Origin of the sequence: Pseudonocardia hydrocarbonoxydans (assembly GCF_006539565.1) — a bacterium.
Classification (GTDB): Bacteria; Actinomycetota; Actinomycetes; order Mycobacteriales; family Pseudonocardiaceae; genus Pseudonocardia; species Pseudonocardia hydrocarbonoxydans.
Genome location: NZ_BJNG01000011.1, coordinates 111,961 through 133,043 on the forward strand (window position 1 = coordinate 111,961; position 21,083 = coordinate 133,043).

The following is a 21,083-nucleotide window of genomic DNA, read 5'->3' on the forward strand; positions in this document are numbered from 1 at the left end:
CGTGGTCAGGGGGTCCCTCCCGGGGTGAGGTGCAGGACGCCGCGGGCCGGGTCGAACTCGACCACCCCGCGGGCGGCCAGGTCGTCGAGCCAGCCGGTCATCGGCCAGCGTCCACGGCGGCGGTGGAACAGCCGGGCGTTGCGGACGATCTCCGCGATCCGGCCGGGCGTCTCGCGCGCCGGGGGGTGGTACTGGTGGAACGCGCTCGCGCCGCCCACCCAGAACAGGCCGACCCCGGCCTCGCGGGCGGTGCAGGCGAGGTCGGTGTCCTCGCCGCCGTAGCCGGTGTAGTCCTCGCAGAACCCGCCGAGCACCGCCCAGGTGGCGCGGGTGACGGCGAAGGACAGCGACCAGAACAGGTCGAACCGCTCCTCGGCCACGAGCTCGCCGTCCGGCGGGGCCGGGCGGGCGGGGTGCGGCGGGGCGAGCGCGGCCAGCCCGTCGGCCGGGTAGCCGCCGTCGGGGGCCGGGGGCAGGTAGTACACCGGCCCGCAGAGCAGCGCGGGCCCGTCGACGCGGCGCGCGGCGTCGGCGTAGCGGCGCAGCATCCCCGGTGCCGGGATGCAGTCGACGTCGAGGAACACCAGCAGGTCGGCGTCGGCGGCGGCCGCCCCGGCGTTGCGGGCCGCGGCCAGCGGCAGCCCGGAGTCCGGGACGTCCACCTCCAGCACGGTGACCGGCGGTGCGCCCGGCACGTCCGCGAGCTCCGGCCGCGCCCCCATCCCGACGACGACGTGCCGGTCCGGCGGGTCGTCGGCCAGCCCGACGCGCTGCCGGTGCAGGTGGGCGTCGCGGCCGCGGGTGATCGTGACGACGGCGGTGCTCATGCGGCGAGCCCGTCGAGCAGCGCCGCGGCCCGGGTGGCGGCGGTGCCGCTCGACCAGGCCGCCCAGCCCGAGCCGTCGGGCACCGCGGCGAGCAGCGCGGGCCACGCCCCGGGCTCCGGCCAGGTGCCGACGGTGGCGGCGACGCCGGCCAGTGCCCGCGCGGTGGTCACCTGCTCGCCGTGCGGGCGGCGCTGGGGGACCACCACGGCGGGGCGCCGCGCCGCGGCCACCTCGGCCAGCGCGTTCTGCCCGGCGTGGGTCACCACGGTCCCGGCCGCCGACAGCTCGGCCCACACGTCCTCGACCCAGCCCAGCCACGTCAGGTTCGGCGGCCCCCCGGCGCCCGCGGGCCCGGCGACGACCCAGTGCCGGTCCGGGGTGGCGGCCGCGGCGGCGCACAGCTGGTCGGCGGTGACGTCGAGCCCGCCCGCGCCCCACAGCACCAGCACCCGGCACGGGTCGCCGGGCGGGGGCACCGGGCGGGCGTCGAAGCGGGACAGGGTGCCCAGGTGCACGGTCTTGTCCTCCCAGGCCGCGGGCCAGTCCGACGGCCGGGGCGGCCACGGGGCGAGCAGTCGTTCGGCCAGGTCGTAGGCGGTGCGGTGGGCGCGGTCGGTGCGCTCGCCCGGCTGGGCCATCACGACCACCGGGACGCCGTGCAGCCGCGCGAGCAGCGCCACCTCCACCGACACGTCGACGACGACGAGCCGGGCCGCGGCCACCACCTCGGAGATCGCCCGCATCCGCGCCCGCAGCCCGGGGTGGCGGCGCGGGACCCAGTGCAGGGTGCCGCCCGCGGTGACGTCGCGGGTCTCGCCGCCGTCGTCCCCGGGCAGCTCCACCCAGCGACCGGCCCACCCCGCGGGCCGGGGGCGCGAGGAGAGCCCGACGACCGGGGTGCCGGTCGCCGCCGCGATCGACGCCGCCCGGTGCAGGTGCCCGCTGCCCTGGTGGTGCACGTAGTAGGCGATCACGCGGCGATCTCGTCGTAGAGGGCCTCGTAGCCGTCGACCATCGCCGCGACCGAGCAGAACCGCTCGGCCCGTCGGCGGACGGCGGCGCGGTCCAGCCGCGCGGCGGCGTGGATCGCCGCGGCCAGCCCGGCGGCGTCGCCGGGTGCGGCGAGCACCCCGCAGGTGTCGTCGAGCAGCTCGGGCAGCGCGCCGCGGGCCACCCCGGCGACCGGGGTGCCGCAGGCCAGCGCCTCCGCGACGACCAGCCCGTACGGCTCGTCCCAGCACGGCGTCACGACCGCCACCGACGCCGAGCCCACCAGCCGGGCCAGCGCGGCGTGGTCGAGGTGCCCGACCCAGCTGATGTCGCCGCCGAGCAGCGGGGCGACCTCGGCGTCGAACCAGCGGCGGTCCGGCCGCGGTCCGGCCAGCCGCAGCCCGGTGCCGGCGGCGCGGGCGGCCCGGATCGCCTCGACGGGCCCCTTCTCCGGCACGATCCGGCCCGACCACACCGGGGTGCCGCCGCCCGGCCCGGCGGGCCAGGCCGCGGTGTCGACGCCGTTGCGCACCACGCGGACGTCCGGGACGAGCCCGCGCCACTGCTGCGCGGTGCTGCGGCTGACCGCGGCGAACCGGGGTCCCGACCGCGCCCGCGGCAACCGGATCGCCGACTCCAGCCACGGCGTCGGCGGCGTGTGCAGCGTGGTCAGGACCGGCCGGGGCACCGACGGGCCCATCGCGACGGGCAGGTAGTGCAGCGAGTTGTTGTGCACGACGTCGTAGGGGGCGTCCGGCGCGGCGAGGTCGAGCATCAGCGACAGGTAGGCGTGGTGCTCGGCGAGGAACCAGTCGGCGGGCATCGACACGTCGCTGCGCGCGTGCGACGACAACGGGGGCAGCGGGGCCATCTCGTGGACGTCGAGCGCGGGGTCGGAGCCGGCCCCGCCGAACACGGTCACCCGGTGGCCGCGCTCGCGCAGCCGGGTCGCCAGCTGCCAGGTGTGCGCCTCCAGGCCCCCGGGGAAGGGTTCGCGGATCGGGTACCGGGCGGAGGCGACCAGTGCGACGCGGTGGGTGCTCAACGTCGGGTGGGGCGGACCGGCGGCATGCAGGACTCCTGGAGATCAGCAAGGAAGGACGGGACCTCGGATACCCCGCCCCGGGTCACCTCACGCCTGCGACGCCGGTCACCACCCGAGCAGCTCCAGGCGCGCGGCGTGCCGCTCCAGCCCGGCCGCCACCCACTGCGGGTGCGTGCGGTACCAGTCGAGCTGGGCGTCCCGGACCTCCGCGTCGTCGACCGGGTCGCCGTCGACGAGCCAGTGTGCGCGCGGAGCCGCGTCCAGCCCGAGCGCGTCGAGCACGGCGGCGTCGAGCGGGGCCCGGATGCCGCCGAGCAGCGCGCGGCCGGGCTCGGCGGCGTCCGCCGGGAGCCCGAGCGCGGCCTGCACGCGGCGGGCCAGCGCGATCAGGACGGGGTTGCCGGGGTGGTTGAGCGTGTGGGCGGCGTCGACGCCGAGGCCGAGCAGCAGGTCGGACACCCCGACGTCGGTGCCCCGCTCGCGCCGCGCCAGCTCGTCGACGGTGAGGTCGGCCGCCGCGCGCAGGGCCACGGCGTCCGGGGGCGGCGCGGGGGGCAGCCCGGCGGCGGCGGTGAGGGTGCGCAGATCGTGGTAGGGCACGACGGGCGGCACCGCCGCCATGTCGGACGGGTGCCGCACGATCACCGTCCACGGGTGCAGCCCGGCGTAGCGGACCACCGGCCAGCGCAGCACCCGCGCCCCGGTGGGCAGGTGCGCGGCCAGCTCGGCGGTGCCCAGCGGCAGGTCGCGGTAGCCGTCGCGGACGGGCTGGCCCAGCAGCACCGTCGTGCGGGCGAGCAGGGCGTGCAGGTGCGGCAGGTCGTCGGCGGTGAGCTCGTGCACCGGCGGCACCCGCACCGGCCGCGGCGTGAAGGTCGGCGACCCGGCCAGCAGCACCCGCAGCGACTCGGCCTGGCAGTTGCCGTGCACGAGGGCGACCGGGCCGGTGCCGCCGTCGTAGAACTCGCCGTAGTGGCGACGCCGTCCGGGGTCCACGTGACGCATGCTGCACCCGCGGTTGGGGACCCGCCCGGCGGGGAACCCGGCCGGGTGCGCGTCGCGTCGGTCCCCGCAGGTCACGTCTACGTGCGGCACCTCGCCGACCCCGGGGCGCGCGACGGGGTCGTGCGCCTGCCCGACCCGCCCGTGCCCGGCGCCCCGCCCGGGCGGTGGTGGCCGCCGCCGATGCTCGAGCCGTCCTGGGTGCGCGACCACGCCGCCGACTTCGACGTCCTGCACGTTCACTTCGGCTACGACGACCGCACCCCGGCCGACCTGACCGCGCTCGTCACCGCGCTGCGCGACACCGGGCGCGCGCTCGTCGTCACCGTGCACGACCTGCGCAACCCCCACCATCCCGACCCGGCCGCCCACGACGCCGCGCTCGCCGTCCTCGTCCCGGCCGCCGACGCGGTGCTCACCCTCACCCCGGGTGCCGCGGCGCGGATCGCGCGCCGCTTCGGCAGGGAGGCGACGGTCGTGCCGCACCCGCACGTCGTGCCGCCGGACCTGCTGGGGGCGCCCCGCCCGTCGCACGACGGATTCGTGGTCGGGCTGCACGCCAAGAGCGTGCGCGCCAACGCCGACCCGGTGCCGGTCGCCCGCGCGCTCGCCGGGGTCGTGGCGGAGCTGCCCGGCGCCCGGCTGCAGGTCGACGCCCACGACGACGACCGCGGTCGGGCCGTCGCCGCCGCCCTGCCCGGGTTCGACGTGCGGGTGCACCCGCCGTTCACCGACGACGAGCTGTGGGCCTATCTCTCCGGGCTCGACCTCTCCGTCCTGCCCTACCGCTTCGGCACCCATTCGGGCTGGCTGGAGGCGTGTCACGACCTGGGCACCGCGGTGCTCGCCCCCGACTGCGGCCACTACGCCGAGCAGGGCCCCTGCCTGGTCTACGGCCACGACGAGCGCCGCCTCGACGTCGCCTCGCTGCGGGATGCGGTGCGCCGTGCGCACGCCGGGCCCCCGCCCGCGCGGGCCGATCCGGTGCAGCGGCGACGGCAGCGGGAGGGGATCGCGCGCGTGCACGCCGAGGTCTACGCGTCGGTGGCGCGGTGAGGGTGCTGCCCGTGGCCCCCGGCCCGGCCGGGCACGGCGTGGTCCGGCACGCGGCGCTGGTGGCCGCGCGCGTCGCCGAGCACGGCGTCGGCGCCGGGGTGCCGCCCGATCTCGCCCACGCCCAGTTCACCGACGCCTTGTGGGGCCCCGACATCGCCTCCGCCGCCGCCGCGTTCACCGCGTGGGCCGCCACCGCGCCCCGCCCGCTGGTGGTGACGCTGCACGACGTGCCCGGCGCCGACCCCGACCCGGCCCGCGACGCCCGCCGCACCGCGGGCTACGCGGCCGTCGTCGCCGCCTGCGACGCCGTCGTCGTGTCGGCTGCGCACGAGGCGGCGAAGGTGGCGGCGTTCTCCGGTCGCGCGGCGACGGTCGTCGACCTGCCGGTGCCGCGCCCCGTCGACGGCGGCGCGGAGCCGGGATGGGCCGACCGCCCGACCCTCGGCGTCCTCGGCTTCCTCTATCCCGGCAAGGGCCACGCCGACGTGCTCGACGCCGCGGCGCGCCACCCGTCGCGGCCGCGGGTCGTCGCGGCCGGCGGGCCGTCCCCGGGGCACGAGGCGCTGGTGGCGGAGCTGGGCGCGCGGGCCGCGGCGGCGGGCGTCGAGCTCGTCGTCACCGGGGAGCTGGGCGACGCCGACCTCGCCGCGGCCGCCCGCGCCGTCACGGTGCCGGTGGTGCCGGGGCGCACGGTCAGCGCCAGCGGCACGCTGGCCACGTGGTGGGCCTGCGGCCGCCGACCGCTCGCCGCGCGCGGTGCGTACGTGCGCGAGCAGGCCGCCCGCCGGCCGGGTTCCCTGCACGCCTACGACACGCTCGACGTCACCGCGGCGCTGGCCGACCCCGCCCGCACCCGGCTCGGCGCACCGCCGCGCTGCACCGCCGGGGCCGCCCACGCCGCGCTCTACCGGAGGGTCCTCGCGTGCTGACCGACATCCTCGTGCCGGGCAACCGTTACGACCTGCTCGACGCGCACCCGGCGCCACGGCCCGACGTCAGCGTCGTCGTCGTCCACTACCGCCAGCCCGACCAGCTGGCCCGCACCTGGCACGCCCTGTGCCGCCAGACGCTGCCGCCCGTCGAGGTCGTGATCGCCGACGACGGATCGGACCCGCCGCCCGTCGCCCCGACCGGTGGGCCACCGGTGCGGGTGGTGACCCAGGCCGACCGCGGCTTCCGCGCCGCCGCCGCGCGCAACCTCGGGGTCGCGGCCACCAGCGGTGAGGTGCTGGTGTTCCTCGACGCCGACACCGTGCCCGAGCCGCAGTTCCTGGAGCGGCTGACCGCGCGCGTCGCCCGCTGCCCCGACGTCCTGGCCGTCGGCCGGCGCCGCCACACCGACGGTTCCCGCCCGCTGCCCGAACCCGCCTGGCTCCGGGAGGGCTACGCCGGGTCCCGCGACCTCCTCGACGCCGACGGCACCTCCTTCCGCTACGTCATCAGTGCCGTGCTGGCGTGCCGGCGCAGCCTGTTCGACGACGTCGGCGGGTTCGACGAACGGTTCGTCGGCTACGGCGGCGAGGACTGGGACCTGGCCTACCGCGCCTGGAACAACGGTGCGGTCCTGGTGCACGAGCCCGCCGCGGTGGCCTGGCACGACGGCCCGGACTGGGCGCTGCGCACCCCGGACGACCCGGCGAAGGACGCCGAGAAGGAGCGGGAACGGGCCCGGCTGGCCGAGCTCGTCCCCGAGCCCGGCACGCGCCGGGGCAGCCCGCCGGGGGCCGTCCCGGACGTGCTCGCCTCGATCGAGCCGGTGCCCGGGGCCGCGCTGGTGGCCGCGTCGCTGCGCGACCAGGAACACCACGACCTGGCGGTCGGCGACGAGTGGACCGACGACCAGCTCCGCCGCGCCCGCGTCCGCCTGCACGTGCGGGGGCCGCTGCCGCCCTGGGCGGTCGGGGCCGCCGTCCGGGCGCTCGTCGACGGCGACCTGGCCACGGTGGTGCTGCGCCGCGGCGAGCTGGTCGCCGCCACCGCGTACAGCACCCGCGCGCTGGGCCGCGCCCGCCGCCACCCGCCGCACGCCGACGTCGAACGGTTCGCCTTCGGTCACCTCGAGCTGGAGCTCGGCCCGCCCTGACCGTTCAGCCCGCGCCCGCCGACTCGCACCGCATCCGCCAGGCGTCCCCGACCAGCTCGGCGAGCCGGGCGACGTCGACCCGCTCCAGCCGCACCATCACCAGCGGGAATCCGTCGTAGCCGGGCGTGGTGAAGAACAGCTCGGGCTCGCCGAGCAGCAGCGCCTGCTTCTCGGCCTCGTCGCCGACGTAGAGCACCGCGATGTCGGTGCGGATCTCCCGGCGCCGGCCCGGCACCCGCTCCGGGTAGGACCAGACGAAGCCCCGCCCGGCCACGCGGAAGTCGAACCCCGCGCTGTCGATCTCCTCCACCCCGGCCAGCGCCAGGGCCAGCCGTCGGACGTCGTCGGCGTCAGCCACGGCGGGCAGCCTAGCCACCGGACGAGATCGTCCCGGGCGTCGCTGTTCGTCCTGGCCGACCGGCGTCGCGCTCGCCGCAGCCACAGCGGTGATCCTCACCGGCTGCTCGGTGACGGGCGCGGCCCTGCCGCTGGTGGGCTGCGACGTCCACGGCAGCGACGTGGTGCTCACCGCGGCCGCACACCCCGTCAGGGCGCCCCCGCGGCGGGAACCGGCTTCGGAATCCACGCCGTGCCCGCCGCCACCACCGCTGCCCAGAGGTCCGGTCCGAGTGCTCCGGCCCGGTGCCCGGACCGCGGGATCGGGAACAGACGACCCGGCCGGGCAGGGCCGGTCGGCGGGTCCTGTCGTCGGGCACGGCCGGACCGCCTCCGATCGGTTCCGCGGGCACGCCGACGGCTCTCCCGCGCTCGGGTGAGCGGGAGACGGTCGAGCGGACCTCCACGGCGGCTCCCGACAGCTACCTGGTTCCGTTCAGACGCGGTGGTCGTAGGGTGCGGTCAGGTAGGTGTGCCCGGTCGGGGTGGTCCACTCCACCGACCGGTCCGGATGCAGCACCACCCGCCAGCCGGGTTGTTCCTTGAGGTCGTGGTGGGCGGTGCACAACGCGGCCAGGTTGTCCTCGCCGGTGCCCCCGCCGTCCTGCCACGCGGTCACATGGTCGAGCTCGCAGGTCGTGGCGGCGCGGCGGCAGCGGGGGTGGCGGCAGGTCACGTCGCGGGCCCGGACGTGGTCGGCCAGGGCTGCGGGGGGCCGGTAGGTGCTGCGGCCGTGGTCGAGCACCGCCCCCGACACCGGATCCACCAGCAGCCGTTTCCAGACGGCGTCGGCGGCGATGTCGCGGGCCAGCTGCGCCGGGATCGGGCCGTACCCGCTGATCTCACACGGCGCATCGTCGAACCCGGTCAACACCGAGTACGGCACCAGCACGGTGATCAACGGCTTGCCCGGGCTGACCGGCGCGGTCACGACCGGGTCGGCGGTGGGGTCGCGGATGACCAGCTTCCCGGTCAGCGCGGCAGCCAACAGGTCGGCCCGCCGCTGGTCCAACGACCGGTCGTCGTCCGCGCCCATCCCACGCGCGAGCCGGGTCAACCACTCGAACGAGGCCGCGGCGTCCGGGGCGGTCATCCGCGCCCACAGGGTCGCCATCCCGTCGTCCTGGGCGAACACATCGACCCGGCGTTCCTTCCTCGCCGCCCGGTGCCGCTCAGCGGCCCCCTCCGGATCGATCGCAGTGATCGCCCGGCGCAGCGCGGCGTCGAGCTGCGCCCACGTCTGCCCCGGCGCCTTGGGCAGCACCCGGTCCTGCACCACGGTCGCGACCGCATCGGGCAGCAGGGCGACCCGGTCGGCGATCAACCGGGCCCGCGACGGACAGATCCGCCCCGCCTCCAACACCTCCCGGGTGCCGCGCAAAGCGCCGTCCAGGCGCGCGGCGACCGCGAGCCGAACCCGCGCGGACCCGGGCGACACGGTCAACGCCATCGCGATCTCATCGGCCGCCCACTCCCGCGCGGGTACCGCCGCGGTGACCGGCCGGATCGACCCGTCCCCGCCCCGGCGGGCGAACTCGGCCAACACCGCGGACTGCCGGGCCGACGCCCAGGCGATCAGCCGGTCGAACCCGACCGCCGCATCGACCAGCTCCGCGTCGGGCAGCCACTGCTCATCGCGGGTGGCGAAGTCCAACTCCAACCCGAACACCCCGGACGGGCGGGTGTCGGTGAGCGTGGGCCCGGGCGGCGGCGGTTCGAGATCGGTGACGAACATATGTTCGACTATACCGGATTTGACCTGGTAAGACGAGAGCGCAAGAGGTCATGCCGTGATCGGTGGCCGGTCCTCGTGAGTGCCGCCTGGTGGTCGTCCCGACGGCGGTGGTGCGGCACTCGCGCGGCGTCGGCGAGCCGTCGGGCCACCCTGACGGCCGCTGCACCGGTCGGCATGCCGACCGCGGAATCGCGCCCCGGCCCGTCGCACCCGCCGAGCGCCGGACCGCTCGCCCACCCACCGAGCCGCCGACCACCCCGCCGGTCAACCTGGGCCGTCGACGTGACAACGGACAGCCCCGGGCCGAACCCCGACCAGCGCCGACCCTTCACCCACGCCCCGAACCACCCACGTACGCTCCGCTCGCCGACGCGGCACACGCAGGGGGGTCCGGGGATGCAGCCAGACGTGCGCACGGCCCTGCGCGCGCTACGCGACACGATCGACGGCGCCGGCCTCGCCCTGGACATCCCCGGCGCCGAACGCGCCAGGACCGACCGGGTCGAGCTCGTCCACCAGCTCGACGACTACGTCCTCCCACGCCTGGACCGCCTCGACGCACCCCTGCTGACGGTCGTCGGCGGGTCGACGGGCGCGGGCAAGTCGACGGTGGTCAACAGCCTGGTCCGGGCGGCCGTCACGCCGTCGGGGGTGCTGCGCCCGACCACCCGCTCCCCGGTGCTGGTCTGCCATCCCGACGACCTGGCCTGGTTCTCCGACACCCGTGTGCTCCCCGAACTCACCCGGACCACCGGCGCGGGCACCGACCACGCGACGCTGCAGCTCGTGCCGTCCACCGCCCTGGCGCCGGGGTTGGCGTTCCTCGACGCCCCCGACATCGACTCGGTCGTCGCGGCCAACCGCCGCCTCGCCGGGCAGCTGCTGGCGGCCGCGGACCTCTGGCTGTTCGTCACCACCGCGGCCCGCTACGCCGACGCCGTGCCGTGGGACGTGCTGGAGACCGCCGCCGCCCGCGGCACCGCACTCGCCGTGCTGCTCGACCGCGTGCCGCCCGGCGCCGAGCGGGAGATCGCGGCCCACCTGCACGAGATGCTCGCCGCGCACGGGCTCGGTGCGGCGCCGCTGTTCGTCGTGCCCGAGTCCGAGCTGGTCGACGGCCTGCTGCCCGACCCCGTCGTCGCGCCGATCCGCCGCTGGTTCGACGAGCTGGCCCGCGACGCGGCTGCCCGCGCGGCGGTCATCCGCCGGACCCTCGACGGCGCGCTGGACAGCCTGCGCCCGCGCGTCGCGGGGCTCGCGCGGCACGCCCGCGCCCAGTCCGACGCGGCGTCGCGGCTGCGGGCCGAGGCCCGCGACGCCTACGCGGCGGCGCTCGACGAGGTCGACGAGGGGATGCGCGACGGGGCGCTGCTGCGCGGCGAGGTGCTGGCCCGCTGGCAGGAGTTCGTCGGCACTGGGGAGCTGCTGCGCGCTCTGCAGTCGAGGGTCGGGCGCTGGCGCGACCGGATCGGCGCCGCGCTCACCGGCCGCCCGGCGCCGGGCGGCGACCTGACGGTCGCGCTGGAGTCGGGCGTCGCGCTGCTCGTGCACAGCGCGGCCGCGCGGGCCGCGGAGTCGGCGACGGCGGCGTGGCGGGCGGGCGCGGCGGGCACCGGGCTGCTGCGGGAGTCCGGCGAGCGGCTCGACCGGGTCTCGCCCGGCTTCCGCGACGACGCCGAGCGCCTGGTGCGCGACTGGCAGGGCGCGGTGCTCGAGCTCGTCCGGCGCGAGGGCGCGGGCCGCCGCACGACGGCCCGGGTGGCCGCGTACGGCGTCAACGCGACCGGGCTGGTCGTCATGATCGCGGTGTTCGCCTCCACCTCGGTGCTGGCGCCGCCGATCGAGGTGGCGGTGGCCGGGGGCACCACGGTGCTGTCGCAGAAGGTGCTGGAGGCGGTGTTCGGCGACCAGGCCGTGCGCGCGCTGGCCGACCGCGCCCGCGCCGACCTGCTCGACCGCGTCGCCGCCCTGCTCGGCCGCGAGGAGGACCGCTTCGCCGCGCTGCTGCACGGGCTCGCCACCCACCCCGACGACGCCGTGGCGCTGGAACGGGCCGCCGCGGCCGTGGAGCGGGCCCGATGACCGAGGTCGCGGCCCGGCTGCGGGCCCTGGACCGGGTGCTGGAGGCGGGCACCGGCCGGATCGACGAGGCCCGGCTCGACCCGGCCCGCCGGCTCGCCCGCCGCGCGGGGGAGCGGCTGCGCCTGTCGGGCGCGCACACCGTCGTCGCGCTGGCCGGGGCCACCGGCAGCGGCAAGTCGTCGCTGTTCAACGCGCTGGCCGGGGCCGAGGTGTCCACCGTCGGCGTCCGTCGGCCGACCACCGGGGTCGCGCACGCCGCCGTCTGGGGTGCCGACGGCGCCGGCCCGCTGCTGGACTGGCTCGACATCCCGCGCCGCCACCACGTCCCCTCCGCCGACCTGCCCGGCCTCGTGCTGCTCGACCTGCCCGACCACGACTCGACGGTCGTCGCGCACCGCCTGGAGGTCGACCGGCTCGTCGCGCTCGTCGACGTGCTGGTGTGGGTGCTCGACCCGCAGAAGTACGCCGACGCGGCCGTCCACGACCGCTACCTGCGGCCGCTGGCGCGTCACGGCGAGGTGATGGTGGTCGTGCTCAACCAGGTCGACCGCCTCCCGCCCGGCCAGGTCGACACCGCGCTGGCCGACGTCCGCAGGCTGCTCGCCGACGACGGGCTCGACGGCGTCCCGGTGCTGGGGGTGTCGGCGGTGACGCCGGGCGGTCGCGACGAGCTGCGCGCGGTGCTGACCGGGGCGGTCGCCGCGCACCGCGCCGCGCTGCGCCGGGTGTCGGCCGACCTCGACACCGTCGCCGCCGACCTCGCCGACGTCGTCGCGGGCCCGGCCCGCGCCGAGCCCGACGCGCGCACCGTCGCCGACCTGGACGCCGCGCTGAGTGCCGCGGCCGGGGTGCCCGCCGTCGGCGCGGCCGTCGAGCGCGCGTCGGTGCACCGGGCGACGGCGGCCACCGGCTGGCCGCTGACCCGCCACCTGCGCCGGCTGCGTCCCGACCCGTTGCGCCGCCTGCACCTGGACCGCGGTGCGGACGCACCCGTCGCGCGCACGTCGCTGCCGCAGCCCTCGGCGGTGGAACGTTCCCGGGTCGACATCGCCCTGCGCGCGCTGTCCGACGAGGCGGCCGCCGGGCTGCCCGACCCGTGGCCCGGCGCCGTCCGCGCCGCCGCCCGCTCCCACGAGGACGACCTGCCCGACGCGCTCGACCGTGCCGTCGCCGGCACCGACCTGGGGCTCGACCGGCCGCCGCGCTGGTGGCGCGCCGCGGGCCTGGCGCAGACGCTGCTGGCCGTGCTCGCCGTCGCGGGCGGGGTGTGGCTCGCCGGGCTCTACCTGCTCACCCTGCTGCGCCTGCCCGAGCCGCCGACCCCGATGGTCGGGCCCGTCCCGCTGCCGACCGCCCTGTTGTTGGGTGGGCTGCTCGCGGGCCTGCTGCTGGCGCTGGTCGCGCGGGGGCTGGCGGGCATCGGGGCGCGGCGCCGCCGGGCCCGCGTGCAGCGCCGCCTCGACGACGCCGTCGCGCGGGTGGCCGGCGACCTCGTGGTGGCCCCGGTCACCGCCGAGCTGGCGGCCTACGGCGCCCTGCGCGACGCCGTGGCCGGGCTCGACGGCCGGCGCTAGGTCTTCTGCCGCTCGACGACGTCGCCGCTGCGCAGCTTGGCGTGGAAGTCGCGCACCTCGCGCTTCACCACCGGGGCCAGCAGGTACAGGCCGATGATGTTGACCAGGGCGAGCAGGAACAGCACGGCGTCGGCGAAGTCGAGCACCGAGCCGAGCGACAGCACCGACCCGGCCACGACGAACAGCGTGAACATGAGCTGGTAGATCCGCTCGCTGACGGTGCTGCGGCCGAACAGGTGGCACCAGGCCTTCTGCCCGTAGTAGCCCCAGGTGATGATCGTCGACACGGCGAACAGCACCACGGCGAGCGTGAGCACCACGGGGAACCACGGCAGCACGGTGGCGAACGCGTCGGAGGTGACCAGCACGCCATCCGGGGTGTCACCGCCGGCCAGCACGGTGGCCTGGGCGTCGCGCCACAGCGGGGTGCCCGCGATGACGATGGTCAGCGCCGTCATCGTGCAGATGACCACCGTGTCGATGAAGGGCTCCAGCAGCGCGACGTAGCCCTCGGTGACCGGGTGGCGGGTCTTGACGGCCGAGTGCGCGATCGGCGCCGAGCCGAGGCCCGCCTCGTTCGAGAACGCCGCCCGCTGGAAGCCGATGATCAGCGCGCCGAGCACGCCGCCCGCGACGCCGGCGCCGGTGAACGCGCCGGTGAAGATGGCGCCGAACGCGGCGGGCACCTGGTCGAGGTTGACGACGATGACCACCAGGCACGCCGAGACGTAGATGATCGCCATGGACGGCACGAGCCGGCTGGTGACGCGCGCGATCGAGGTGATGCCGCCGAAGATCACCGCGCCGACGAGCGTGGCGAGGACGATCCCGAAGATCAGCGCGGCGCCGTCGGTGCCCAGCGGCCCGGTGTCACCCCCGGTGACCGACTGGAGCTGGGCGAAGGTCTGGTTGGCCTGGAACATGTTGCCGCCGCCGACCCCGAAGAACAGGATGAACACCGCGGCCAGCCCGGCCAGGACGGTGCCCAGCACGCGGCCCGCGCCGCCGGGCAGCCGCTCGGCCACGCCCTTGCGCAGGTAGTGCATGGGGCCGCCGGACACGGTGCCGTCCTCGTGCACGTCGCGGTACTTGACGCCGAGCGTGCACTCCACGAACTTCGTGCACATCCCCAGCAACCCCGCGACGATCATCCAGAACGTCGCCCCGGCCCCGCCGACGCTGACCGCCACGCCGACCCCGGCGATGTTGCCGAGCCCGACCGTGCCGGACACCGCCGAGGACAGCGCCTGGAAGTGCGTGATCTCGCCGGGGTCGGAGTCGTTGCTGTAGCGGCCGCGCAGGATGCGCAGCGCCAGTGGGATGCTCCGGAACTGGACGAAGCCGAAGTACACCGTGAAGATCGCCGCCGCGATCACGAGCCAGGCGACGATCCACGGGAAGGTGGCGCCGAGGACGGTGACCTCGGCGAACACGAACCCGGACACCGCGCTGGAGATCGGGTCGAAGACGGAGTTGATCGCGTTCTCGATGGCGCTCAACGGCCCGCTCGTGGCGGGTGCGGCGATCACACTGTGGGGTGACATGGACGACAACGACACCCGACGAACCGGCGGAGCGCAAACGGAACGGGCATTCCGGTTCGAAACCGTCACCTGAGGCCGCGAACGGGACATCCGGGCGCCCCGGGGCGGTAGGTTCGGCCGCGGAAGGCACCGCACCCACCCCGAGGAGCCCGCCCGCGTGGAACGCACCGTCGCGATCACCGGCACCCGCAGCGTCGGCGACGCCCCCGACGACGAGCTGGCCCGGTCCTTCGAGGCCTACCTCCGGCCGTTCGCCGAGGCCCCGGCCCACTTCTACGTCGGTGGGGCGTCGGGCGTCGACACCGCCGCCCTGCACTGGCTCGCCGAGAACACCACGGCCGCGCTGACGGTCGTCCTGCCGTGCCGGATCGTCGACCAGCCCGCCGGGTCGGTCGCGCTGATCGACCGGCTGCGCGCCGAGGGGCGCCTCGCCGACGTCGTCGAGCTGGGCGCCACGCTGCTCGGCAAGGCCGCCTACCACGCGCGCAACCGCTGGATGGTCGACCGCGCCGCGCTCGTCATCGGCTTCCCGCGCGGTGCCGAGTCCGCGGGCGGGGGCACCTGGTACACGCTGCACTACGCCGCCGAGCAGGGGCGGCCCCGGCTGGTCGTCCCGCTCTGAGGCCGCTCAGCGCAGCGCCTGCGCGCCGATCACCGACAGCAGCTGCAGCTTCTCGTGGCTCTCGCTGCCCGGGACCGCCGTGTAGACGAACAGCAGGTGGGACTGGTCGGGGTCGAGCAGCGTCTGGCAGTGCAGCTCCAGCGCGCCCACCTCGGGGTGCACCAGCCGTTTGACGTCGTGCGGCCGCAGGCCGATCTCGTGCGCGTCCCACGCCGTGCGGAACTCGGCGCTGCGGGCCAGCAGGAGGTCGGCCAGGTGCGCCGCACGCGAGCCGGGGCCGCGCCGGGTGACCAGCGCGCGCAGCCCCGAGGCGTACATGCGGGTGAGGAACGGGTGCTCCTCCGGCGCGTACAGCTCACGCGTCGCCGGGTCGGTGAACCAGCGGTAGCCGCGGCTGCGCGCCGGGCCGGTGTACGCCGTCGCGTCCCCGGTGAGGGCGACGCCGAGCCGGGTCTGGCGCAGCGTCTCGCCCAGCTCGGTGACGATCTCGGCGGGGGTGTCGTCGAGCCGGTCGAGGATGCGCAGCAGGCCCGGGCCGACGTGGGTGCCGTCCGCGCCCCGCACGGGCGGCTCGTGCCCGGCGAGGCGGAACAGGTGGTCGCGCTCGTCGAGCGAGAGGTGCAGGCCCTGCGCGATCGAGGCCAGCATCTGCGTCGACGGCTGCGGGCCGCGCTCCCGTTCCAGCCGCGCGTAGTAGTCGGTCGACATGTGGCACAGCGCGGCCACCTCCTCCCGGCGCAGCCCGCTGGTCCGCCGCCGCCGTCCGCGCGGCAGGCCGACGTCCTCCGGCTGCAGCGCCTCGCGGCGACGCCGCAGGAACTCCGCCAGCCCCACCCGGTCGACCATGTCGCCCCTCTCGTCGGTGCCGTGTCGTTCCTACCGTCGGCGGGCGGTCCCAGCCACGGATCGTCGGGCCGTGGCTGCGCCTGCGCGCCCGGGTGAGGCTGGTGGCGAACCGCCGAGACCTCCAGGAGCGCCGTCATGGCCCGCACGTTCGACATCACCGTCCCCGACCTCTCCGGCCGGCGCGCCGTCGTCACCGGGGCCAGCGACGGCTTCGGCCTCGGCCTGGCGCGCCGGCTCGCCGCCGCCGGGGCCGAGGTCGTCCTGCCCGTCCGCAACCCGCGCAAGGGGGAGGCGGCCCTCGCCGCGATCCGCGCGCGGCACCCCGGCGCCGACGTGTCGTTGCGCGCGCTCGACCTGTCCTCGCTGGCCTCGGTGGCCGCGCTGGGCGAGACGCTGCGCGAGGAGGGCCGCCCGATCCACCTGCTGGTCAACAACGCCGGGGTGATGACGCCACCGGACCGGCGCTCCACCGCCGACGGCTTCGAGCTGCAGTTCGGCACCAACCACCTCGGCCACGTCGCGCTCGTCGCCCACCTGCTGCCGCTGCTGCGGGCCGGACGGGCCCGGGTGACCTCGCAGATCAGCATCGCCGCGCGGTCGGGCGGCATCCACTGGGACGACCTGAACTGGGAGCGCTCCTACCACGGCCAGCGCGCCTACAGCCAGTCCAAGATCGCGTTCGGGCTGTTCGGCCTCGAGCTCGACCGGCGCAGCCGGGCGGGCGGCTGGGAGATCACCAGCAACCTCGCCCACCCCGGCGTCGCCCCCACCAACCTGCTCGCCGCCCGCCCCGAGGTCGGACGCGACCGGGACACCCCGCAGGTGCGGGTCATCCGTGCGCTGTCGCGCCGCGGCATCCTGCTCGGGACGGTCGAGACCGCCCTGCTGCCCGCCCTGCTCGCCGCGACCTCGCCCGACGCTCGGGGCGGGCGGCTCTACGGGCCCGCCGGGTTCCAGCACCTCGGCGGCCCCCCGGCGGAGCAGGAGCTCTACCGCCCCCTGCGCAGCACCGCGGACGCCGCGCGCGTGTGGGACGTCTCCGCCGAGCTGGCCGGGGTGTCCTTCCCGGACGCCGGGGCGGAGCGGCCGGTGCGGGACATCGCCTGACGACGGCCTCAGCGTCGCCGGCGCGCCCGCAGCACGAGGTCCTCGACGTGGTGCGCACCGGCCCCGCCGTCCGGTGCGACACGCGGCCGCCGCTCGTCGCGCTCGACCTCCCAGCCGTCGTCGAGCAGCGCGGCGACCATCGACGGCGAGACGAAGTCGGCCGGGTCGAAGTCGCCGTCGGCGGGCTCGTGGTCCTCCATCCCCGCGTGGTGCACGACCAGCAGGGTCCCGCCCGGGGCGACGGCGGCCAGCAGCGCCCGCTCGGCCGCGGCGTCGGGGGTGCGCAGCAGGGCGGGGTACTGCGCGGACACCAGGTCGAACGACCCCGGCGCCAGCTGCGCCTCGACCAGCCCGGCGTGCACCCAGCCGACGGTGACCCCGGCGTCGCGCGCGTGGCCCGCCGCCCGTTCCAGCGCCACCCCGGAGACCTCGAGCGCGGTCACGTCCCAGCCCGCGGCGGCCAGCCAGACGGCGTCGGCGCCCTCGCCGCAGCCGACGTCGAGGGCCCGACCGGCCGGGAGCCCGGCGACCTCGGCCACGAGCGCGCCGTTGGGGCGGCCGCTCCACAGCTGCCCGCGGTCGGCGTAGCGGCGGTCCCATTCGGCCCGCACCGCAGGGTCTCCGAGGTAGGTGTCGCTCATCGGTCCACCGTCCCACCCGTCCGCCGGGTGGGACAGCCGTGTTGCCGGTCCGGCAAGGACGCCCACCGGGCACCTCGGCGCCCGGTCCGGCCCGCCGATCCGGTCGGGCACGACCGTCACGGCTCGTCGCGTGCTCCCCGGACCGCGCTCATCGACCGACCTTCATGTCTGCGTGCGGGGCGGGGAGTCGCGATACAGGGCAAGGGCGGCGCTGCCGGCGAGGACGCCACCGCCGACGGTCATGACGAGGCCGGGGCCGGGAACCCAGCCCGCGAACCCGACCAGGCCCAGGACGTGCACGACCTGCCACAGCGGGAGCGCGAGCGCGACGGCGGCCAGCACCGCCGCGTGCAGCGCAGCGATGCGGGGGGACCGCACGGCGGCGCCCGCCAGCCCGAGTACCGCCGCGTACATCGTCCACAGACCTGCTCCGCGCACTCCCGACACGTTGCCCGCGCCCGTGGCCAGCCAGGGCAGGAACGCCCCGACGAGGATCAGCACCGCGGCGAGGAGCAGCCGCCTGTTCGCGGGGTGGCGGCGCGCTCTCCGGCCTGTCTGGGGGCTCGCCTGGACCATTCGGCCAACGTAGATGTCGGATGGTCGTGCCGTCCATGGCCCGTTCGGCCGTGTCCGGATCGTTGTCTGAAGTCTGATCCGTAACCTTGACGGCGTTCGCGGCCTTCTGTTTGCCTCTGCACCGGCGTGTGATCTGGATCATCCGGCCGGTGGATCTGTGGAGGAACGAGTGGACACAGCGCAACGAAGTGAGTATTGGCGCCGCAACCTGCGCCTGATGAGCGTCCTGCTCGCGATCTGGGCGCTCGTGTCGTTCGGCGCGGGCATCCTGTTCGTCGACCTGCTCAACCAGATCGTCGTGCTCGGGTTCCCGCTCGGGTTCTGGTTCGCCCAGCAGGGCTCCATCCTCGTGTTCGTCATCCTCATCGCCGTCTACGTCTGGCGCATGGACAAGCTCGATGCCGAGTTCGGGATCGACGAGTACGAGGAGGAGGTCCACCACTCATGAGCCAGATCCAGCTCTGGACGCTCGTCTTCGTCGTCCTCACCTTCGGCGTCTACATCTACATCGCGTACGCGAGCCGGGTGTCGAGCACGGCCGGCTTCTACATCGCCAGCGGGGGCGTTCCCGCGCCGGCCAACGGCGCCGCGATCGCCGCCGACTGGATGAGCGCGGCGTCCTTCATCTCCCTCGCCGGCATCGTCGCGTTCACCGGCAACGGTTACGCCGGGTCCGTCTACCTCATGGGCTGGACCGGCGGTTACGTGCTGCTGGCCCTGCTGCTGGCGCCGTACCTGCGCAAGTTCGGCAAGTACACGATTCCCGACTTCGTCGGCGACCGGTACTCCGAGTCGGCCCGGCTGGTCGCCGTCGTCGCGGCGATCGTCATCTCGTTCGTCTACGTCGCCGGGCAGATGGCCGGCGTCGGCCTGGTGTTCCAGCGCTTCCTCGGCGTCGGCACGGTCGCGGGCGTCATCCTCGGCATGGTCATCGTCTTCTTCTACGCCGTGCTCGGCGGGATGAAGGGGATCACCTGGACACAGGTGGCGCAGTACTCGGTGCTGATCGTCGCCTACCTCATCCCCGCCGTCGCGATCTCCGTGCAGCTCTCCGGGATCCCGGTGCCGCAGATCGGTTTCGGCCAGATCCTCGCGGAGCTCGACGGGCTGCAGCGCGACCTCGGGTTCGAGGCGTACACCGCGGCGTTCACCCAGACGAACATGCTCAACATGGTGCTGATCACCGCGGCCCTGATGTTCGGCACCGCCGGGCTCCCGCACGTGATCGTGCGCTTCTACACCGCCAAGAGCGTGCGGGCCGCCCGCTACTCGGCGCTGTGGGCGCTGTTCTTCATCGCGCTGCTCTACACCTCGGCCCCGGCCATCGGCGCGTTCAGCAAGCTCAACTTCATCGACCAGATCGCCGGGACGCGGATCGACGCCACCCCGACGTGGTTCAACACCTGGAGCGACGTCGGGCTGATCACGCTCGACGACGCGAACGGCAACGGCCTCATCGACTACGGGCCGGGCGGCGGTGAGCTGACCGTCAACAACGACATCATGGTGCTCGCGGCGCCGGAGATCGCCGGGCTCCCGGCACCGGTGGTCGGCCTGGTCGCCGCCGGCGCCCTGGCCGCGGCGCTCTCGACGGCCTCGGGTCTGCTGCTGGTCATCTCCTCCTCCGTGGCGAACGACGTGTACTACAAGCGGATCAACCCGCGGGCGACCGAGGCGCGCCAGCTGCTCGTCGGCCGGATCGCGATGGGCGCGGCGATCCTGGTCGCCGGGTACCTGGGCATCAACCCGCCCGGGTTCGTCGCCCAGGTGGTGGCACTGGCCTTCGGCCTGGCGGCAGCGAGCTTCTTCCCGATCCTGGTGCTGGGCATCTTCTGGAAGAAGACCACGGCGATGGGGGCCACGGCCGGCCTGGTGGCCGGCCTGGTCACCACGATGGCCTACATGTTGTGGACCATCGACATCTACGGTGACGGCGAGGGGATCCTCGGCATCGCGGAGACCGGTTTCGGCACGGTCGGCATGTTGATCAACTTCGTGGTCACCATCGTGGTCTCGCAGTTCACCCCGAAGCCGTCCCCGGCGATGCAGGAGCTGGTCGAGGAGATCCGCTACCCCGGCAAGAGCAAGCTCGTCGCCGCCCACGCCGAGGGGCACCTCGACGAGACCGCCGCCGAGGAGGGGATCATCGACGAGCCCCCGTCGGGCCGGGCCGGGCGCGACTGACGGCGCGGGCCGCGCAGATCCCCGGCCGCCCGACGCCGGGGATCTGCGCGGCGCGATCCGGTCCGACGTGATGCCCGTCGACGCACCGGCCGAGCAGGACGGGTCCTGCGTCGTCGCCTTCCCCGGCGCCGGGATGTGGATCACCACGACGACCGTGCCCATCGATGCCGGCGTCCTCCTGAACCGGCGTGCGGCCGCCCCGGCGCCCACCGATCAGGAGTCCGTGCAGCACGCGACGGGGGCGGCCGGCCAGGCGCAGCTCGGCGTCGATCCAGCAGCCGACCGGCCGGGCGGCGGCCCCCGCCGCGGTGGCGGCCAGCCAGGCGGCGTGCACGGCTGCGCCCGCGGTGACCAGCGCGGCGGGTGCGGATTCGTCCGGGCGCGCCGGACCGGCGATCAGCAGCAGGCGGGCCGCGCCGGCCAGCCGGGTCTGCCCGCAGCTGTGCCCGGCGAGCCGCGCGAGCAGTGGCGCCGAGCGCGCGCGGGTCACCTCGACGGCGTCCACCGTGTCGCCGCCGACGGTGCGGGCGGCGGCGAGCGCGGCCGCGGCGCCGTCGGGGTGGTCGACGACGAGCTCGTCCCAGCCTGCGCTGCGGCGGGCCAGGATCGCCCGGGGCGGCACGGGGGGCGGGGCCACGATCGTCGTGGGCGGCAGGTGCAGGGCGTCGAGCGCGGCGTCGACCAGCGGGTGCCCGGCCGGGGTCCGCCGGTACGGCGGCGGGGCCGTGACCAGTACGCCGCCGGGGGCGGGCGCGCCCGCCGTGTCCCCGACC

The 21,083-nt window shown here is 76.1% G+C and carries 20 protein-coding genes; 9 read left to right on the forward strand and 11 right to left on the reverse strand.

All coding sequences use genetic code 11. The annotated features are described in order from the left end of the window. Positions 1 to 5: 5 nt before the first annotated feature. The 4 genes from PHY01_RS05925 to PHY01_RS05940 form a co-directional block, all read right to left on the reverse strand. A complete protein-coding gene (locus PHY01_RS05925; protein ID WP_141277504.1) occupies positions 6 to 827 on the reverse strand; it encodes a glycosyltransferase family 2 protein in 822 nt (273 codons plus the stop codon). Then, positions 824 to 1,801, reverse strand: coding sequence for a glycosyltransferase (locus tag PHY01_RS05930; protein ID WP_141277505.1), 978 nt, complete (start codon positions 1,799 to 1,801; stop codon positions 824 to 826). Before PHY01_RS05930 ends, PHY01_RS05925 begins: the two co-directional genes overlap by 4 nt. After that, on the reverse strand, positions 1,798 to 2,862 hold the full coding sequence (locus tag PHY01_RS05935; RefSeq protein ID WP_141277506.1) for a glycosyltransferase: 1,065 nt from the start codon (positions 2,860 to 2,862) through the stop codon (positions 1,798 to 1,800). Before PHY01_RS05935 ends, PHY01_RS05930 begins: the two co-directional genes overlap by 4 nt. A 105-nt stretch (positions 2,863 to 2,967) precedes the next feature. Further along, the gene (locus tag PHY01_RS05940) at positions 2,968 to 3,858 is read right to left on the reverse strand and encodes a WcbI family polysaccharide biosynthesis putative acetyltransferase (RefSeq protein ID WP_218030019.1); all 891 of its coding nucleotides are present in this window, start codon (positions 3,856 to 3,858) and stop codon (positions 2,968 to 2,970) included. 54 nt (positions 3,859 to 3,912) lie between these two features. Between PHY01_RS05940 and PHY01_RS05945 the strand changes: the two genes are divergently transcribed. The 3 genes from PHY01_RS05945 to PHY01_RS05955 are packed head-to-tail and all read left to right on the forward strand — an operon-like array spanning position 3,913 to position 7,003. After that, entirely contained in the window at positions 3,913 to 4,920 is a 1,008-nt protein-coding gene (locus PHY01_RS05945) for a glycosyltransferase family protein (protein ID WP_141277508.1), read from the forward strand. Next, positions 4,917 to 5,849: a hypothetical protein gene (locus PHY01_RS27005; protein ID WP_141277509.1), complete on the forward strand. Its 933-nt coding sequence runs from the start codon at positions 4,917 to 4,919 to the stop codon at positions 5,847 to 5,849. The genes PHY01_RS05945 and PHY01_RS27005 overlap by 4 nt, the downstream gene beginning before the upstream one ends. Beyond that, the gene (locus tag PHY01_RS05955) at positions 5,843 to 7,003 is read left to right on the forward strand and encodes a glycosyltransferase family 2 protein (protein WP_141277537.1); all 1,161 of its coding nucleotides are present in this window, start codon (positions 5,843 to 5,845) and stop codon (positions 7,001 to 7,003) included. Before PHY01_RS27005 ends, PHY01_RS05955 begins: the two co-directional genes overlap by 7 nt. Before the next feature lie 4 nt (positions 7,004 to 7,007). On the opposite strand, the gene PHY01_RS05960 is transcribed toward PHY01_RS05955, so the two are convergent. Both PHY01_RS05960 and PHY01_RS05965 read right to left on the reverse strand, forming a co-directional pair. Continuing rightward, positions 7,008 to 7,361, reverse strand: coding sequence for an MmcQ/YjbR family DNA-binding protein (locus tag PHY01_RS05960; RefSeq protein ID WP_174824083.1), 354 nt, complete (start codon positions 7,359 to 7,361; stop codon positions 7,008 to 7,010). 474 nt (positions 7,362 to 7,835) lie between these two features. After that, positions 7,836 to 9,134 carry an HNH endonuclease signature motif containing protein gene (locus tag PHY01_RS05965; RefSeq protein ID WP_141277510.1) on the reverse strand — a complete coding sequence of 433 codons (1,299 nt, stop codon included), beginning with the start codon at positions 9,132 to 9,134 and terminating at the stop codon, positions 7,836 to 7,838. A gap of 396 nt (positions 9,135 to 9,530) precedes the next feature. Between PHY01_RS05965 and PHY01_RS05970 the strand changes: the two genes are divergently transcribed. Both PHY01_RS05970 and PHY01_RS05975 read left to right on the forward strand, forming a co-directional pair. Then, positions 9,531 to 11,216, forward strand: coding sequence for a dynamin family protein (locus PHY01_RS05970; RefSeq protein WP_141277511.1), 1,686 nt, complete (start codon positions 9,531 to 9,533; stop codon positions 11,214 to 11,216). Then, positions 11,213 to 12,790: a GTPase gene (locus tag PHY01_RS05975; protein WP_141277512.1), complete on the forward strand. Its 1,578-nt coding sequence runs from the start codon at positions 11,213 to 11,215 to the stop codon at positions 12,788 to 12,790. Before PHY01_RS05970 ends, PHY01_RS05975 begins: the two co-directional genes overlap by 4 nt. Here PHY01_RS05975 and PHY01_RS05980 read toward each other — a convergent pair. Beyond that, a complete protein-coding gene (locus PHY01_RS05980) occupies positions 12,787 to 14,334 on the reverse strand; it encodes an alanine/glycine:cation symporter family protein (protein WP_141277513.1) in 1,548 nt (515 codons plus the stop codon). The genes PHY01_RS05975 and PHY01_RS05980 overlap by 4 nt on opposite strands. 157 nt (positions 14,335 to 14,491) lie before the next feature. On the opposite strand from PHY01_RS05980, the gene PHY01_RS05985 reads away from it, so the two are divergent. Beyond that, complete coding sequence (locus PHY01_RS05985; RefSeq protein ID WP_141277514.1) at positions 14,492 to 14,956, forward strand: DNA-processing protein DprA; 465 nt, start codon at positions 14,492 to 14,494, stop codon at positions 14,954 to 14,956. 6 nt (positions 14,957 to 14,962) lie between these two features. Here PHY01_RS05985 and PHY01_RS05990 read toward each other — a convergent pair whose 3' ends face one another. Next, on the reverse strand, positions 14,963 to 15,802 hold the full coding sequence (locus PHY01_RS05990; protein WP_141277515.1) for a helix-turn-helix transcriptional regulator: 840 nt from the start codon (positions 15,800 to 15,802) through the stop codon (positions 14,963 to 14,965). A 135-nt stretch (positions 15,803 to 15,937) separates the two neighbouring features. On the opposite strand from PHY01_RS05990, the gene PHY01_RS05995 reads away from it, so the two are divergent. Further along, positions 15,938 to 16,909 (forward strand): SDR family oxidoreductase, encoded by a 972-nt coding sequence (locus tag PHY01_RS05995; RefSeq protein ID WP_141277516.1) that lies wholly within the window; start codon positions 15,938 to 15,940, stop codon positions 16,907 to 16,909. Between the two features lie 8 nt (positions 16,910 to 16,917). Here PHY01_RS05995 and PHY01_RS06000 read toward each other — a convergent pair whose 3' ends face one another. Further along, positions 16,918 to 17,550: a class I SAM-dependent methyltransferase gene (locus PHY01_RS06000; protein ID WP_141277517.1), complete on the reverse strand. Its 633-nt coding sequence runs from the start codon at positions 17,548 to 17,550 to the stop codon at positions 16,918 to 16,920. 162 nt (positions 17,551 to 17,712) lie between these two features. Then, complete coding sequence (locus tag PHY01_RS06005; RefSeq protein ID WP_218030020.1) at positions 17,713 to 18,051, reverse strand: hypothetical protein; 339 nt, start codon at positions 18,049 to 18,051, stop codon at positions 17,713 to 17,715. A 244-nt stretch (positions 18,052 to 18,295) separates the two neighbouring features. Here PHY01_RS06005 and PHY01_RS06010 point away from each other — a divergent pair, with 244 nt between their 5' ends. Beyond that, on the forward strand, positions 18,296 to 18,574 hold the full coding sequence (locus PHY01_RS06010) for a DUF4212 domain-containing protein (RefSeq protein WP_141277519.1): 279 nt from the start codon (positions 18,296 to 18,298) through the stop codon (positions 18,572 to 18,574). Beyond that, on the forward strand, positions 18,571 to 20,310 hold the full coding sequence (locus tag PHY01_RS06015) for a sodium:solute symporter family protein (RefSeq protein ID WP_141277520.1): 1,740 nt from the start codon (positions 18,571 to 18,573) through the stop codon (positions 20,308 to 20,310). The genes PHY01_RS06010 and PHY01_RS06015 overlap by 4 nt, the downstream gene beginning before the upstream one ends. Here the strand turns inward: PHY01_RS06015 and PHY01_RS06020 are convergent. After that, on the reverse strand, positions 20,270 to 21,083 hold an 814-nt coding region (locus PHY01_RS06020; RefSeq protein ID WP_174824084.1), incomplete at its 5' end, for a nitroreductase family protein. The two genes, PHY01_RS06015 and PHY01_RS06020, sit on opposite strands and share 41 nt — an antisense overlap.

What these genes read in the sequence shown, in the direction of transcription:
- PHY01_RS05975 (WP_141277512.1), top strand. Translation starts at nt 11,213, where the DNA reads ATGACCGAGGTCGCGGCCCGGCTGCGGGCCCTGGACCGGGTGCTGGAG.
- PHY01_RS05925 (WP_141277504.1), bottom strand. Translation starts at nt 827, where the DNA reads ATGAGCACCGCCGTCGTCACGATCACCCGCGGCCGCGACGCCCACCTG.
- PHY01_RS06015 (WP_141277520.1), top strand. Translation starts at nt 18,571, where the DNA reads ATGAGCCAGATCCAGCTCTGGACGCTCGTCTTCGTCGTCCTCACCTTC.
- PHY01_RS06000 (WP_141277517.1), bottom strand. Translation starts at nt 17,550, where the DNA reads ATGAGCGACACCTACCTCGGAGACCCTGCGGTGCGGGCCGAATGGGAC.
- PHY01_RS05980 (WP_141277513.1), bottom strand. Translation starts at nt 14,334, where the DNA reads ATGTCACCCCACAGTGTGATCGCCGCACCCGCCACGAGCGGGCCGTTG.
- PHY01_RS05970 (WP_141277511.1), top strand. Translation starts at nt 9,531, where the DNA reads ATGCAGCCAGACGTGCGCACGGCCCTGCGCGCGCTACGCGACACGATC.
- PHY01_RS05965 (WP_141277510.1), bottom strand. Translation starts at nt 9,134, where the DNA reads ATGTTCGTCACCGATCTCGAACCGCCGCCGCCCGGGCCCACGCTCACC.
- PHY01_RS05995 (WP_141277516.1), top strand. Translation starts at nt 15,938, where the DNA reads ATGGCCCGCACGTTCGACATCACCGTCCCCGACCTCTCCGGCCGGCGC.
- PHY01_RS05990 (WP_141277515.1), bottom strand. Translation starts at nt 15,802, where the DNA reads ATGGTCGACCGGGTGGGGCTGGCGGAGTTCCTGCGGCGTCGCCGCGAG.